Origin of the sequence: Solwaraspora sp. WMMA2080 (genome assembly GCF_027497395.1) — a bacterium.
Classification (GTDB): domain Bacteria; phylum Actinomycetota; class Actinomycetes; order Mycobacteriales; family Micromonosporaceae; genus Micromonospora_E.
The window spans coordinates 557329-570740 of the sequence record NZ_CP114910.1; the positions used below are offsets into that span (position 1 = coordinate 557329).

The window sequence follows — 13412 nt, forward strand, 5'->3', positions numbered from 1 at the left end:
ATCGTGCGGCTGGCTCACAGACCCTCCGCCCGGATCTCGCCGAGCGCGGTGAGCCGGTCCCGTAGCCGGGACGCCTCGGCGGGCCGCAGCCCGGGCACCCGGGCGTCGCTGGCCGCCGCGGCCGTGTGCAGCTGCACGGTCGCCAAATCGAAGGCCCGTTCCAGCGGGCCGGCGGAGACGTCGACGAACTGCATCCGGGCGTACGGGACAATCGACAGCCGGCGGACCAGCAGCCCGTGCCGCACCAGCAGGTCGTCGTCGCGCTCGGCGTACCCCCAGGCGTAGACGGCCCGCACCGTCGCCACCACCCGCAGCACGGTGAGCAGCACGGCGGCGGCGAAGCCGACGCCAACGAACCAGAAACCGGTGATCGCCCAGCCGACCCCGAGCCCGACGAGCAGGAAACTCATCCCGATGGCGAGCCGGATCAGCTCCACCCAGACCAGGTCGCGGGAGACGGGCTGCCACTGCACCGTCTCCGGCCAGGGCTCCAGAGGGCTGATCGGGGCTGCCGGTGCGGCGGACTGTTCGGTCACCCTTACGAGCGTAGGCGATCAGCCAAGCGGCGCCACGTCGCGGAGGAATCCACGTACGTGCAGGAAGTCGCCGAGCCGGTGCCGGTGGTCGGCGCAGGCCAGCCAGGTCTTGCGGCGTTCGGGCTGGTGCAGCCGGGGGTTGTTCCAGTTGAGCGCCCAGATCGCCGGGGCACGGCAGCCCTTGGCAGAACAGACCAACTGCTCGCCCGGTGCGGTGTCGGCGGAATCGGGGGGTGCGGCCACGGTACGAGTCTAGGCCGGCGCCAGGCGAGTCCAGGTCGGCACCGGGCGAGGTCGGCAGCATGCCGGGGACGGCACCGGGACAGGGCGGCACGCACCTGAAGGAGTGAGCGCCGGGCGGCCACGGGGGAAGCCGCCCGGCGACGGCTGAATCGTACACACGCCGATCCCCCTCGTGTCTACCCACCTGGCGGTGCTTTCTCGGCCCCTGCCCGCCGGTTCGGACCGGCGTGCGACGCTTAGTGCGGCACGACCTTTTCGACCCGACGACGCCAGAACCCTGACGACACCAGAGCACGCTGTGGAGGACCGGTGGCCCAGCCGACCACGCCCGAATCTTCGACACCGACCGCTGCGCCACCGTCGCCCCCCGAGGCGACACCGGCCGCCGACGCGACCCTGCTGGAGCGGGCGATGTTCGAGGTCAAACGGGTCATCGTCGGTCAGGACCGGATGGTCGAGCGGATGTTCGTCGCGCTGCTCGCCCGGGGGCACTGCCTGCTGGAAGGCGTCCCCGGGGTGGCGAAGACGCTCGCCGTGGAGACTCTGGCCACCGTCGTCGGTGGCTCGTTCGCCCGGATCCAGTTCACCCCCGACCTGGTCCCCGCCGACCTGGTCGGCACCCGGATCTACCGGCAGTCCAGCGAGAAGTTCGACATCGAACTCGGTCCGGTGTTCGTCAACTTCCTGCTCGCCGACGAGATCAACCGCGCGCCGGCCAAGGTGCAGTCGGCGCTGCTCGAGGTGATGAGCGAGCGGCAGGTGTCGCTGGGCGGGCAGACGCATCCCGTACCGGATCCGTTCCTGGTGATGGCCACCCAGAACCCGATCGAGCAGGAGGGCGTCTACCCGCTGCCGGAGGCGCAGCGCGACCGGTTCCTGATGAAGATCGTGGTGGGCTATCCGACCGACGCGGAGGAGCGGGAGATCGTCTACCGGATGGGGGTGGACGCGCCGCAGCCGAGCGTCGTTTTCAAGCCCACCGACCTGGTCGACCTGCAGCGCAAGGCGGACAAGGTGTTCGTGCACAACGCGCTGGTCGACTACACCGTACGCCTGGTGCTGGCCACCCGGGCGCCGGCCGAGCACGGCATGCCGGACGTCGCGCAGCTGATCCAGTACGGTGCCAGCCCGCGTGCCTCGCTGGGCATCGTGCGGGCCACCCGGGCATTGGCGCTGCTGCGCGGGCGCGACTACGCGTTGCCGCAGGACGTGCAGGACATCGCCCCGGACATCCTGCGTCACCGGCTGGTGCTCAGCTACGACGCGCTCGCCGACGACGTGCCCGCCGACCACGTCGTCGGGCGGATCATGCAGATGGTGCCGCTGCCGTCGGTAGCCCCCCGGCAGAACGCGACGCCGCAGCCGGTGGGACCGATGGGACATGCCGCGCCGGCCGCCGCGGTGCCCGGCCCACCCGGTGGCGCCGGCTGGCCCGGACAGTCGCAGTGACCGCTGCGGTGCCGAGCTCGGGCCGGGCGGAGGCGGTGCTGTCCCGGCTCTACCTGACCGTCACCCGCAAGCTCGACGGCCTGCTGCAGGGCGACTACGTGGGGCTGCTGCCCGGTCCGGGCAGTGAGGCCGGTGAGTCGACCGAGTACCGGCCCGGTGACGACGTGCGCCGGATGGACTGGCCGGTGACGGCCCGGACCACCGTGCCGCACGTACGGCGTACCGTCGCCGACCGGGAGTTGGAAGCCTGGGTGGCGGTGGACCTGTCGGCCAGCCTGGACTTCGGCACCGCCCGCTGCCTCAAACGGGACCTGGCCGTCTCGGCGGCGGCGGCGATGGTGCACCTGAGCGCGCGGGGCGGCAACCGGGTGGGCGCGGTGATCGGCACCGGTGATCCGGCGCTCGGCGGCGTCCTTTCCCGGCTGCCGGCGCGGACCGGCCGCAAGGAGGCGCACGGGCTGCTGCGGGCGATCGCCGGCACCCAGTCCCGACCCGGCCGCAGCGACCTCGGTGCCCTGGTCGACATGCTGAACCGGCCGCCGCGTCGCCGCGGCGTCGCCGTGGTGATCTCCGACTTCCTGGCCCCGCCGCAGCAGTGGGGCCGGCCGGTCCGAAAACTCGCGGTCCGCCACGACGTCCTCGCCGTCGAGGTGGTCGATCCGCGTGAGCTGGAGCTGCCCGACGCCGGCGTGCTGACCCTGGCCGACCCGGAGACCGGCACGCTGCACGAGGTGCAGACCGCCGATCCGCGGCTGCGCCGGCGGTACGCCGAGGCGGCCGGGGCGCAGCGGGCGGCGATCGCGCAGACTCTGCGCGGTGCCGGCGCGGCCCACCTGCGGCTGCGGACCGACTCGGACTGGCTGCTGGACATCGTCCGGTTCGTCGCCGGGCAGCGGCACGCCCGTACCCGTGGCATCGCCCGCCCGGCCCCCACCCCGCGCCCGGAAAGCGAAGCTCGATGATCCGTTTCCTGCAGCCCTGGTGGCTGCTCGCCCTGCTGCCGGTTCTGGCGATCGCCGGGATGTACGTGTGGCGTCAGTTCCGCCGCAAGGCGTACGCGGTCCGGTTCACCAACGTGGACCTGCTGCGCACGCTGGCCCCGCGTGGCCTCGGCTGGCGTCGTCACCTGGCCGCCGGGGCGTTCCTGCTGAGTCTGCTGGTGCTGGCGTCGGCGCTGGCCCGGCCGTCGATCGACGCTGAGGAGTCGCTGGAGCGGGCCACCGTCATTCTCGCCATCGACGTGTCGCTGTCGATGGAGGCCGACGACGTGACTCCGAGTCGGATCGAGGCGGCCCAGCAGGCGGCGAAGGAGTTCGTCGCGGAGCTGCCGGAGGGCTACAACATCGGGCTGGTCGCGTTCGCCAAGTCGGCGAACGTGCTGGTCTCGCCGACCAAGGACCGGGCTGCGGTGTCCCAGGCGATCGACGGTCTGGTGCTGGCCGAGGCCACCGCCACCGGCGAGGCCGTGTTCACTTCGTTGGAGGCGATCCGGCTGGTGCCGACCGACGGTGCGCAGGGCCCGCCGCCGGCCCGGATCGTGCTGCTGTCGGACGGCTACCGCACCTCGGGCCGGTCGGTCGAGGAGGCCGCTGCGTCGGCGTCGGCGGCCAACGTACCGGTGTCGACGATCGCGTTCGGCACCGACGACGGCCAGGTGCAGATCGGTAACCAGGTGCAGCGGGTGCCGGTGGACCGGTTCGCGCTGGCCGAGCTGGCTGAGGCGACCAACGGCTTCTTCTACGAGGCGGCGTCGGTCGGCGAGCTCAACCAGGTGTACGAGGACATGGGCTCGTCGATCGGGCAGCGGACCGTGCCCCGGGAGATAACCCAGTGGTACGCGGCCCTGGCGTTGCTGCTGGCGTTGGGCGCGGCGGTACTCAGTCTGCTGTGGACCTCGCGGCTGCCGTGAGACGGCCCGACCGGACCAGCAGGTGACAGGGCCCGGCCCGGCAGGCGACGGACACCCGCCGCCGGCCGGGGCCCGTCACCGTGCGCCGCTGGCCAGCGCGAAGATGACGGCGATCCAGACGGCGGCCAGGGTGAACCCCAGCGGTGCGACGTAACGGTTCATCGAGGGTGGACTCCGGCGACGGGCCGGCCACCTGTGGATCAGGGTGACCGGCGGGCGGGCTGACGGGCGACACGGGCAGATCGCACGGGCGCACCAGGAGCCACGCCGACCTCAGCGCGCTCGACCGGTGGCCCGGCGACGACTAGGAGGATCGCTATCTCGCACAGCGATCACCTCCACAGGTCGTCCGGCCGTTGAACCGGGCAAGAGCGTACACCTGGGCCGGCAGGTCGGCACAATCCGCAGCAACGTGATCAGTGTGACGGCGAGAACCGGCAGATAGACGGCCCGGTCGACCAGCCACCCGGGATGCTCCGGCGCGGTGTGCACCCCGGCGACGGCGGTCCCACCGGCCAGCCCAGCGCGGTGACCGTCAGCCCGATGAGTACCGGCTGGTGCCACAGGTAGACGCCGAGCGCGTGCCGGTTCACCGCCGCGACCACCGACCACCACCGGGCGGTGGTGGCGATCCGGCCTCGCAACCACCGGATCGCCAGCCCGGCCGCACCGACCTGCGCGGCCACAAACTTCACCACTTTGCGGCTACGACCGGACCGACCTGGTGTCAAGACACCACAGGGGTAGTACCCCCGGGTTACTGCTTACCCGGCGGTAGCACCTAGTCTCCAAGGCCGGATCATCGACGACGAGGGGGGAACGTGGCCCGCACCGTACTGGTCACCGGCGGTAACCGGGGCATCGGCCTGGCGATCGCGCAGACGTTCGCGAAGCAGGGCGACCGGGTCGCGGTCACCTACCGGTCCGGCTTCGCCGAGCAGGCCGGCCTGTTCGGCGTACGCTGCGACGTCACCGACGCCGACTCGGTCGACCAGGCCTTCGGCGCGGTCGAAGCCGAGCTCGGGCCGGTCGAGGTGCTGGTCGCCAACGCCGGCGTCACCGACGACACGCTGCTGCTGCGAATGTCCGAGGAGCAGTTCACCTCGGTGCTGGACACCAACCTGACCGGCGCGTACCGCTGCGCCAAGCGCGCTTCGACGAAGATGCTGCGGGCCCGCTGGGGCCGGCTGATCTTCATCTCGTCGGTGGTCGGCCTGCTCGGCTCGCCCGGTCAGGTCAACTACGCGGCGAGCAAGGCCGGCCTGGTCGGCATGGCCCGGTCGATCACCCGCGAACTCGGCGGACGCAACATCACCGCCAACGTCGTCGCCCCCGGCTACGTGGAGACCGACATGACGGCGGCGCTGCCCGAGGAGCGCAAGGCCGAGTACCGCAAGGCCATCCCGGCCGGTCGGTTCGCCACCGCCGACGAGGTGGCCGCCGCGGTGACGTGGCTCGCCGGCGACTCCGCCGGTTACATCTGCGGGGCGGTCATTCCCGTCGACGGCGGCCTCGGCATGGGGCACTGACCGTCGACGCCGCACCGACCTGTGACACCGCACCGACCCGACCTGGCTACGAAACACCGAACGGAGAAACCTGTGTCCGCACTGCTGGCCGGTAAGCGGCTGCTCGTCACCGGCGTCATCACCGACCAGTCGATCGCCTTCTCGGTGGCGAAGCTCGCCCAGGAGAACGGTGCCACCGTCGTGCTCACCGGGTTCGGCCGGATGTCGCTGGTGGAGCGGATCGCCAAGCGGCTGCCGGCCGAAGCGCCGGTGATCGAGCTCGACGTGACCAACCCGGAGCACCTGGCCGGGCTGGCCGACAAGGTTGCCGGGCACGTCGACGGCCTCGACGGGGTGGTGCACTCGATCGGGTTCGCCCCGCAGAGCTGCCTCGGTGGCGGCTTCCTCGACGCGCCCTGGGACGACGTCGCCACCGCGCTGCACATCTCCACCTTCTCGTACAAGTCGCTGGCGATGGCGGCGCTGCCGCTGATGCGTCCCGGCGGCGCGGTCGTCGGGCTGACCTTCGACGCCACCCTGGCCTGGCCGGTCTACGACTGGATGGGGGTCGCCAAGGCCGGCCTGGAGTCCGCGTCCCGCTACCTGGCGCTGCACCTGGGACCGAAGGGCATCCGCAGCAACCTGGTCTCCGCCGGCCCGCTGCGCACCATGGCGGCCAAGTCGATCCCCGGCTTCGAGGCCTTCGAGCAGGCCTGGACCGAGCGGGCGCCGCTGGGCTGGCAGTTGACCGATCAGGAGCCGGCGGCGCGGGCCTGCCTGGCGCTGCTGTCAGATTGGTTCCCGGCGACCACCGGTGAGATCGTGCACGTCGACGGCGGCTTCCACGCCATCGGCGCCTGATCTTCGGGATGCGCCGCCGCCCGGCCCGGCCCGACCAGGAACAATAGGGCCCATGGCGTACGACGCACTGGTTCTGCTGTCGTTCGGCGGCCCGGAAGGTCCGCAGGACGTGCTGCCCTTCCTGCGCAACGTGACCCGGGGCCGCAACGTGCCGCCGGAACGGCTGGCCGAGGTCGCCGAGCATTACCAGCACTTCGGCGGCGTGTCGCCGATCAACCAGCAGTGCCGGGAGCTGCTCGCCGCGATCCGCGTCGACTTCGCCGCCCACGGGCTCGACCTGCCGGTCTACTGGGGCAACCGCAACTGGCATCCGATGCTGACCGACACGGTGGCCCGGATGCGCGACGACGGGGTCCGCCGCGCCCTCGCCTTCGCCACCAGCGCCTACGGCGGCTACTCGTCGTGCCGGCAGTACCAGGAGGACATCGCGGCGGCGCGGTCGGCGGTCGGCCCGGACGCCCCGGTGATCGACAAGCTGCGGCAGTTCCACGATCACCCCGGGTTCGTCGGTCCACACGTCGAAGCGGTCCGGGCCGCGCTGGACACGATCGACCCGGCGCTGCGTCGGCGTACCCGGCTGGTGTTCACCGCCCATTCGGTCCCGACCAGCGCGGCGGCCGCTGCCGGCCCGGAGGGCGGGCGTTACCAGGCCCAGCTGGCCGAGACCGCCCGGCTGGTCGCCGCCGACGCCGCCCCGGACCTGCCGTACGACCTGGTCTGGCAGAGCCGGTCCGGGCCGCCGCAGGTGCCCTGGCTGGAGCCGGACGTCAACGACCACCTGCGGGAACTCGCCGGTCAGGGGGTCGACGCAGTGGTGGTCAGTCCGATCGGTTTCGTCTCCGACCACTTGGAGGTGGTCTGGGACCTGGACACCGAGGCCGCGGCGACCGCCAAGGAGCTCGGTCTGGCGTACGCCCGGGCGGCCAGCCCCGGCACCCACCCGGCCTTCGTGTCGATGGTCCGGGACCTGGTGTCGGAACGGCTGCGCCCGGACGGCGCCCTCACCCGGGTACGGCTCGGTACGCTGCCGGTCTGGGACACCTGCCCGGTGAACTGCTGCATTGCCTCTTCCACCCCCCGGAGATCCTCGTGACCGACCGTAAGCCCGTCGAGAGTTGGCTGACCGACATGGACGGTGTGCTGGTGCACGAGGGCCAACCGGTCCCCGGTGCGCCGGAGTTCATCAACCGGTTGCGCGCTTCCGGTAAACCGTTCCTGGTGCTGACCAACAACTCCATCTACACCCCCCGCGATCTGCAGGCCCGGCTCACCCGGATGGGTTTCGACGTGCCGGAGCAGGCGATCTGGACAGCGGCGCTGGCTACCGCGCAGTTTCTCGCCGACCAGCGGCCGGGTGGCACCGCGTACGTCATCGGTGAGGCCGGGCTGACCACGGCGATGCACGCGGTCGGCTACATCCTGTCCGACTACGCCCCGGACTACGTGGTGCTGGGGGAGACCCGCACCTACAGCTTCGAAGCGATCACCAAAGCGGTCCGGCTGATCAACGGCGGTGCCCGGTTCATCTGCACCAACCCGGACCCGACCGGGCCGTCGACCGAGGGCGCGTTGCCGGCGGCCGGCTCGGTCGCGGCGATGATCTCGAAGGCGACCGGGGTGGAGCCGTACTTCGTCGGCAAGCCGAACCCGATGATGATGCGGTCGGCGTTGAACACGATCGACGCGCACTCGGAGAGCACCGCGATGATCGGTGACCGGATGGACACCGACGTGCTGTGCGGGCTGGAGGCGGGGCTGCAGACGATCCTGGTGCTCACCGGGATCAGCAGCCGTACCGACATCGACCGCTACCCGTACCGGCCGTCGCGGATCGTCGCGTCGGTGGCCGACCTGATCGACGAGATCTGATCGAGACGAGATCTGGTCGGGGCGTCCGGCCGCGCTCGGCAGTCAGGGCCGCAGCGGGGCGTTGCAGGCGGCGACCAGCGCCCGGCGGCAGGCAGTGGTCAGCGGCCGCAGCGCGGCGTCGCGCTGCTGGGCCTCGTAGCCGTTGACGGCGCCGCCGGGGGCGACGTGCTCGGCGAGCGCCAGCACCTGGTCCAGCACGCTGGCCCGGGCGAACAGCCGGCGAGCCCGCGGATCGAAGCCGGGTGGCAGGTCCATCCCGCCGTCCGGGCGGCGCAGCGCGGCCAGCGCCCCGGCCAGCTCCGGCCGCCAGTGCGCGACGTCCAGCCGGGTCAGCGCCGTGGTCGTCTCGGCCAGTGCGGTGGACAGCTCGGCCTCGGCTTCGGCGGCGCTCGGCCCGGCGTGCCCGGCGGCGGGTAGCTCCTGCGGCAGCGGGTAGATCCGCCACAGCACCGTCTCGAAGGTGACCCCGGAACCGGACGTGTGTGAGCGCACCTCGGGGATGACGCCCAGCCCACGGGCCACCACCGCCTCGCCGGCCAGCAGCGCGGCGCCGGTGAACTCACCTGGACCGGGCAGACCGCGTGGGTCGCCGGGGGCCGGCAACGCCAGCCGGATCTCGTCCGGTGGCAGCTTCGCGAAGCAGGACAGCGCGTCGCGCAACGGCAGGTCGGTCCAGGCACCGGGTGCGTCGGCGACCAGATGCTCCTCGTCGCCGGCGATCTCGTCGGCGATCTCGTCGTACGGCACCAGGCCGGCGCGCCATGCGCGCACCCAGGCCACGAAGCGGCTGGAGCGGCGCGTCGCGAGGGTCGCCGCGCCTGCTGCGGGGGACATGCACGCTAGGGTACGTGCCGCGCTGTCGGTTGTCTCGACACCGGGCGGCAGGTCCCCGTCGGGGTGTCCGGTCGGCGCGTCGGCGGGCCACCGTCGCCCGGTGCGGTTAGCCTGCCGGACGTGGGTGGTGACCAGCGGTACGGCGACGACGTGTTGGCGGGCAACTGGCGCCGCCGTCGGGTGGTGCCGGAGGTCGACGCCGAGCCGGACCTCGTGGTGGAGGACGCCGACTCCGGTTTCTGCGGCGCGGTCGTCGGTTTCGAATCCGGCGCGGTGACACTGGAGGACCGGCACGGTCGCCGACGGCACTTTCCGCTGGCACCGGCCGGTTTCCTGCTGGACGGCCAGCCGGTGACGCTGCGCCGGCCGCCCCGGGCACCCGCCGCGCCCCGGCAGCGGCAGCGCACCGCTTCCGGTTCGGTCGCGGTCGGCCACCGACCGGCCCGGGTGGCCCAGGCCAGTCGGATCTGGGTGGAGGGTGTGCACGACGCCGCGCTCGTCGAGCGGATCTGGGGTGACGACCTGCGGGTCGAGGGCGTCGTCGTCGAACCGCTGGACGGCATCGACGGGCTGGCCGCTGCGGTGGCCGGTTTCGCGCCCGGACCGCAGCGCCGGCTTGGCGTGCTGGTCGACCATTTGGTCCCCGGGTCCAAGGAGAGCCGGGTCGTCGCCGCGGTCACCTCGCCGTACGTCCTGGTGACCGGGCATCCGTACGTGGACGTGTGGCAGGCGGTCAGACCGGACCGGATCGGATTGCGGCAGTGGCCCCGGATCCCACCCGGACAGCCGTGGAAGGAAGGCGTCTGTGCGGCTGTCGGCGTGGCCGATCCGGCGCAGCTGTGGCGTCGAATCCTGTCCAGTGTGGACAGCTACCAGGACGTGGAGACGCCGCTGATCAACGCGATGGAGCGGCTGATCGACTTCGTCACCGTACCGCCGCAGTGAGCCGGCGGCCGGTCAGCCGAGGTCGTCCGGTCAGCCGGGGTCGTCCGGTCAGCCGGGGTCGTCCGGTCAGCCGAGGTCGTCCGGTCAGCCGAGGTCGTCCGGGTCGCGGGTAAGGACGAAGGTGGCCAGGTCCAGCGCTGTCGGGGTGCCGGTCGGTCCACGCCGTACGGTGAGGATCTCGCCCTGCTGGGCGCCGCTGCGGCCCTGCCAGCGGTCCGCGCCCAGCGCGGCGAACCGCGACGTCACCGGCTGGACCGGCCCGAGCAGGGTGAGGACCAGCTCGGCGGCGTCGGCGTCCCAGGAAACCTGCATCTCCCGTCCCATCCACCACCACCGGCCGCAGACAGCGTCGATCTCCGGCGGCGGCAGGGTGCCCGGTCGCCAGGGACGCGGCGCGACCGGTTCCCGGTCCAGCACCCCGGCCAGTACCCGTAGCCCCAGTTCGCGGATGGTACCCCGGGCGAAGCCGTACGAGTTGGCGAAGGCCACCACGGCGGTGCCGGTGCCACGGTGCACGGCGAGCAGCGCGACGTAGCCGGGCATCGAGCCGCCGTGGCCGGCGAAGACCCGCTCCCCGACCCGGTAGAGCTCGGGGCCGAGCCCGTGGCCGCCGGTCCACCGCTGCGGGTCGTTGATCGCCACCGGCAGGCACATCTCCGCCATCGTGTCGGGGTCCAGCACCGCCGGGTCCGGGTCGGCGAGGAACGCCGCCCACCGGCTGAGGTCGGCGACGGTGGACCAGAGCTGGCCGGCGGGGGCCATCGCCCGGGTGTCGGTACGCGGCTCCTCGCGCAGCGTGCCGTGCCACGGGTGCACCACGTAGCCGGCGGCGTACGGGGCGGTGGGGTGGTAGGTGGTGCGGGTCATGCCGAGTGGTCCGAGGATGTCGGTGGCGACCAGGTCGCTCCACGGCGTGCCGGTGATCCGGTGCAGGGCGGCGCCGAGCAGCCCGTACGCCAGGTTCGAGTAGTGGTACGTGCGGTGCGGCGGGAAGGCCATCTTGTCCGGTCCGAGCCCGGCCAGCAGAGTGGCGACGTCGGTGCCGGTGCTGCGTTCCCACCAGGTGTCGCTGTCCGGTTCGCGTTGCAGGCCGGCGGCGTGGCCGAGGAGTTGGCGCAGGGTGATCCGTTCGAACGGGGCGTCGGGCAGGTGGTCGCGGAGCCGGTCGTCGAGGTCGAGCCGGCCGGCGTCGCGTAGCCGCAGCACCAGGGTGGCGGTGAAGGTCTTGGTGATCGAGCCGATCCGGTACTGCAGGTCGGGGTGGGGTGACGGGTGGTCACCGGCGGACGCGATGTGCACCAGCCGCCGGTCCCGGAGCACGCCGAGGACGACGGAGGGTGCCCGGCCGTTCGACTGGGTCTCGGCGACCGCAGTGTCGATCATGCTGATGGTGTCGGGGGACAGGGGTGCGGACACGCCTACATGCTCCTTGCTCGTGACTCAGGTGGGTTGGATCGTGACTTAGGGTGGCCGTATTGGTCCGACTCACTAATGGCTGCCCGATTTGTCGGTCCGAGGGTCGCCGGTGGTGCGCATACATGTCACGATCGGTGTGTGGAACCCGTCCTGTGGATCGTATTGGGCGTCGTACTGGCGGTCGCGGAATTATTCACCGCGACGCTGTTCCTCGTCATGTTCGCCGCCGGCGCGTTCGCCGCGGCGTTCGCCGCCGCTCTCGGTGCCCCGGTGGCCGCCCAGGCGCTGGTCTTCGCCGCAGTGTCGGCGCTGACCGTGGTCGCCGTCCGGCCGGCCATCCAGCGGCACCGGCAGTCCGCGCTCAGCGGTGGCGAGGAGCCGTTCGGCGTGCAGGCGATCGAGGGCGCCTCGGCGCTGGTGCTGGAGCGGGTGGATGCCGACGGCGGCCAGGTCAAGATCGACGGCGAGCTGTGGAGCGCCCGCTCGTATGACGGCATCCAGGTCTTCGCCCCTGGCGAACGGGTACAGGTGATCCAGGTCAAGGGCGTCACCGCGCTGGTCTGGCGGGACGACGTCACCGGCGGCGGACCGGCATGAACACCCCGAGCCGGCATGAATTTCCCGAGCCGAGAAGGTGAACGACGATGGACTTAGTGATCGCGGTGCTGGTCGGGGCGGTCGCTCTGATCACAGTGATAACCCTGATCCGGGCGGTGCGGATCGTCCCGCAGCAGCGGATGGACCTGGTCGAACGGCTCGGCCGGTACCAGCGCACCCTGACGCCCGGTCTCAACCTGCTCGTCCCGTTCGTCGACACCGTACGGGCCAAGGTCGACATGCGGGAACAGGTGGTCAGCTTCCCGCCCCAACCGGTGATCACCTCGGACAACCTGGTGGTGTCGATCGACACCGTCTTGTACTTCAAGGTCGTCGATCCCCGGGCCGCCACCTACGAGATCGCCAACTTTCTGCAGGCGATCGAGCAGCTCACCGTCACCACGTTGCGTAACGTCATCGGCTCGCTCGACCTGGAGCGCGCGCTGACCAGCCGTGAGGAGATCAACCAGCACCTGTCCGGCGTGCTGGACGAAACCACCGGCCGGTGGGGCATCAAGGTGACCCGGGTGGAGATCAAGGCGATCGAGCCGCCGCCGAGCATCCGCGACTCGATGGAGAAGCAGATGCGCGCCGAGCGGGACCGCCGCGCCGCGATCCTCACCGCCGAGGGGCACAAGCAGTCGCAGATTCTCGGTGCCGAGGGCGAGAAGCAGGCCGCCGTGCTGCGCGCCGACGGTGACCGGCAGGCCCGGATCCTGCAGGCCGAAGGCCAGGCGAAGGCGATCCGGACCGTCTTCGACGCCATCCACCAGGCCAACCCGAGCCAGAAGGTGCTCGCCTACCAGTACCTGCAGGCGCTGCCGCAGATCGCCAACGGCCAGTCCAACAAGATGTGGATCGTCCCGGCCGAGCTGACCAAGGCCCTCGAAGGTCTGGGCGGGGCGCTCGGTGGGCTCAGCCAGATGGTCGGTGACGCGCCGTCGCAGCAGGTCGACTCCAGCGCCGTGGAGCGGGAGGCGGCCGAGGCCGCCGAGGCCGCCGCCGCCGAGGCGCAGCGGGTCAACGACGAGGTGCGGGCCGCCGAGCAGGTCACCAGCGGCGGTACGGCGGCCGGCGGCGCCAAGGCCCGGCCGGCCGGGCTGCCGGCGCCCGAGCCGGTGCCCGCGTCCGAGCTGCTCGGCGAGCTGAACTCCGAGCAGCAGCGCCCGCAGGCCGAACGCGGCTGACCTGTAGCCGGGGTAGCTGACTGTTGGCGCTCCGGGCATCTATGGCGCTCTTGAAGCT

At 71.9% G+C, this 13412-nt stretch carries 15 protein-coding genes; 10 read left to right on the forward strand and 5 right to left on the reverse strand.

The window, feature by feature from the left end; all coding sequences use genetic code 11:
• Positions 1–14: 14 nt before the first annotated feature.
• Together O7543_RS02525 and O7543_RS02530 are read right to left on the reverse strand one after the other, a co-directional pair.
• Positions 15–536, reverse strand: a complete 522-nt coding sequence (locus O7543_RS02525; protein WP_281567327.1) for a PH domain-containing protein — start codon at positions 534–536, stop codon at positions 15–17.
• Between the two features lie 18 nt (positions 537–554).
• The gene (locus tag O7543_RS02530; protein ID WP_281555376.1) at positions 555–779 is read right to left on the reverse strand and encodes a hypothetical protein; all 225 of its coding nucleotides are present in this window, start codon (positions 777–779) and stop codon (positions 555–557) included.
• 309 nt (positions 780–1088) lie between these two features.
• Between O7543_RS02530 and O7543_RS02535 the strand changes: the two genes are divergently transcribed.
• The 3 genes from O7543_RS02535 to O7543_RS02545 are packed head-to-tail and all read left to right on the forward strand — an operon-like array spanning position 1089 to position 4137.
• Positions 1089–2228: a MoxR family ATPase gene (locus O7543_RS02535; protein ID WP_281555375.1), complete on the forward strand. Its 1140-nt coding sequence runs from the start codon at positions 1089–1091 to the stop codon at positions 2226–2228.
• The gene (locus tag O7543_RS02540) at positions 2207–3190 is read left to right on the forward strand and encodes a DUF58 domain-containing protein (RefSeq protein WP_281567476.1); all 984 of its coding nucleotides are present in this window, start codon (positions 2207–2209) and stop codon (positions 3188–3190) included. The genes O7543_RS02535 and O7543_RS02540 overlap by 22 nt, the downstream gene beginning before the upstream one ends.
• The gene (locus O7543_RS02545) at positions 3187–4137 is read left to right on the forward strand and encodes a VWA domain-containing protein (RefSeq protein WP_281555373.1); all 951 of its coding nucleotides are present in this window, start codon (positions 3187–3189) and stop codon (positions 4135–4137) included. Before O7543_RS02540 ends, O7543_RS02545 begins: the two co-directional genes overlap by 4 nt.
• Before the next feature lie 416 nt (positions 4138–4553).
• Here the strand turns inward: O7543_RS02545 and O7543_RS02550 are convergent, their stop codons facing one another.
• Complete coding sequence (locus tag O7543_RS02550; protein WP_281567328.1) at positions 4554–4832, reverse strand: hypothetical protein; 279 nt, start codon at positions 4830–4832, stop codon at positions 4554–4556.
• Between the two features lie 126 nt (positions 4833–4958).
• Here O7543_RS02550 and fabG point away from each other — a divergent pair, with 126 nt between their 5' ends.
• The 4 genes from fabG (at position 4959) to O7543_RS02570 (ending at position 8375) form a co-directional block, all read left to right on the forward strand.
• Positions 4959–5666 carry a 3-oxoacyl-ACP reductase FabG gene (gene fabG / locus O7543_RS02555; protein WP_281555371.1) on the forward strand — a complete coding sequence of 236 codons (708 nt, stop codon included), beginning with the start codon at positions 4959–4961 and terminating at the stop codon, positions 5664–5666.
• 72 nt (positions 5667–5738) lie between these two features.
• Entirely contained in the window at positions 5739–6506 is a 768-nt protein-coding gene (fabI, locus tag O7543_RS02560) for an enoyl-ACP reductase FabI (protein ID WP_281555370.1), read from the forward strand.
• Between the two features lie 52 nt (positions 6507–6558).
• Positions 6559–7599, forward strand: a complete 1041-nt coding sequence (locus O7543_RS02565) for a ferrochelatase (RefSeq protein ID WP_281555369.1) — start codon at positions 6559–6561, stop codon at positions 7597–7599.
• The gene (locus O7543_RS02570; protein WP_281555368.1) at positions 7596–8375 is read left to right on the forward strand and encodes an HAD-IIA family hydrolase; all 780 of its coding nucleotides are present in this window, start codon (positions 7596–7598) and stop codon (positions 8373–8375) included. The genes O7543_RS02565 and O7543_RS02570 overlap by 4 nt, the downstream gene beginning before the upstream one ends.
• A 42-nt stretch (positions 8376–8417) precedes the next feature.
• Here O7543_RS02570 and O7543_RS02575 read toward each other — a convergent pair whose 3' ends face one another.
• Complete coding sequence (locus tag O7543_RS02575) at positions 8418–9209, reverse strand: hypothetical protein (protein ID WP_123602363.1); 792 nt, start codon at positions 9207–9209, stop codon at positions 8418–8420.
• A 120-nt stretch (positions 9210–9329) separates the two neighbouring features.
• On the opposite strand from O7543_RS02575, the gene O7543_RS02580 reads away from it, so the two are divergent.
• Complete coding sequence (locus tag O7543_RS02580) at positions 9330–10154, forward strand: DUF3097 domain-containing protein (RefSeq protein WP_281555367.1); 825 nt, start codon at positions 9330–9332, stop codon at positions 10152–10154.
• Positions 10155–10238: 84 nt separating this feature from the next.
• On the opposite strand, the gene O7543_RS02585 is transcribed toward O7543_RS02580, so the two are convergent.
• Entirely contained in the window at positions 10239–11537 is a 1299-nt protein-coding gene (locus O7543_RS02585; RefSeq protein ID WP_281567477.1) for a serine hydrolase domain-containing protein, read from the reverse strand.
• A gap of 171 nt (positions 11538–11708) precedes the next feature.
• On the opposite strand from O7543_RS02585, the gene O7543_RS02590 reads away from it, so the two are divergent.
• Positions 11709–12167 (forward strand): NfeD family protein, encoded by a 459-nt coding sequence (locus tag O7543_RS02590; RefSeq protein ID WP_281555366.1) that lies wholly within the window; start codon positions 11709–11711, stop codon positions 12165–12167.
• A gap of 47 nt (positions 12168–12214) precedes the next feature.
• A complete protein-coding gene (locus tag O7543_RS02595; protein ID WP_281555365.1) occupies positions 12215–13354 on the forward strand; it encodes an SPFH domain-containing protein in 1140 nt (379 codons plus the stop codon).
• Positions 13355–13412 lie beyond the last annotated feature (58 nt).

Bases quoted from the DNA above. Each gene is read 5' to 3' on its own strand.
- O7543_RS02545 (WP_281555373.1), top strand. From the start codon at position 3,187: ATGATCCGTTTCCTGCAGCCCTGGTGGCTGCTCGCCCTGCTGCCGGTT.
- O7543_RS02565 (WP_281555369.1), top strand. From the start codon at position 6,559: ATGGCGTACGACGCACTGGTTCTGCTGTCGTTCGGCGGCCCGGAAGGT.
- O7543_RS02575 (WP_123602363.1), bottom strand. From the start codon at position 9,209: ATGTCCCCCGCAGCAGGCGCGGCGACCCTCGCGACGCGCCGCTCCAGC.
- O7543_RS02585 (WP_281567477.1), bottom strand. From the start codon at position 11,537: ATGATCGACACTGCGGTCGCCGAGACCCAGTCGAACGGCCGGGCACCC.
- O7543_RS02595 (WP_281555365.1), top strand. From the start codon at position 12,215: ATGGACTTAGTGATCGCGGTGCTGGTCGGGGCGGTCGCTCTGATCACA.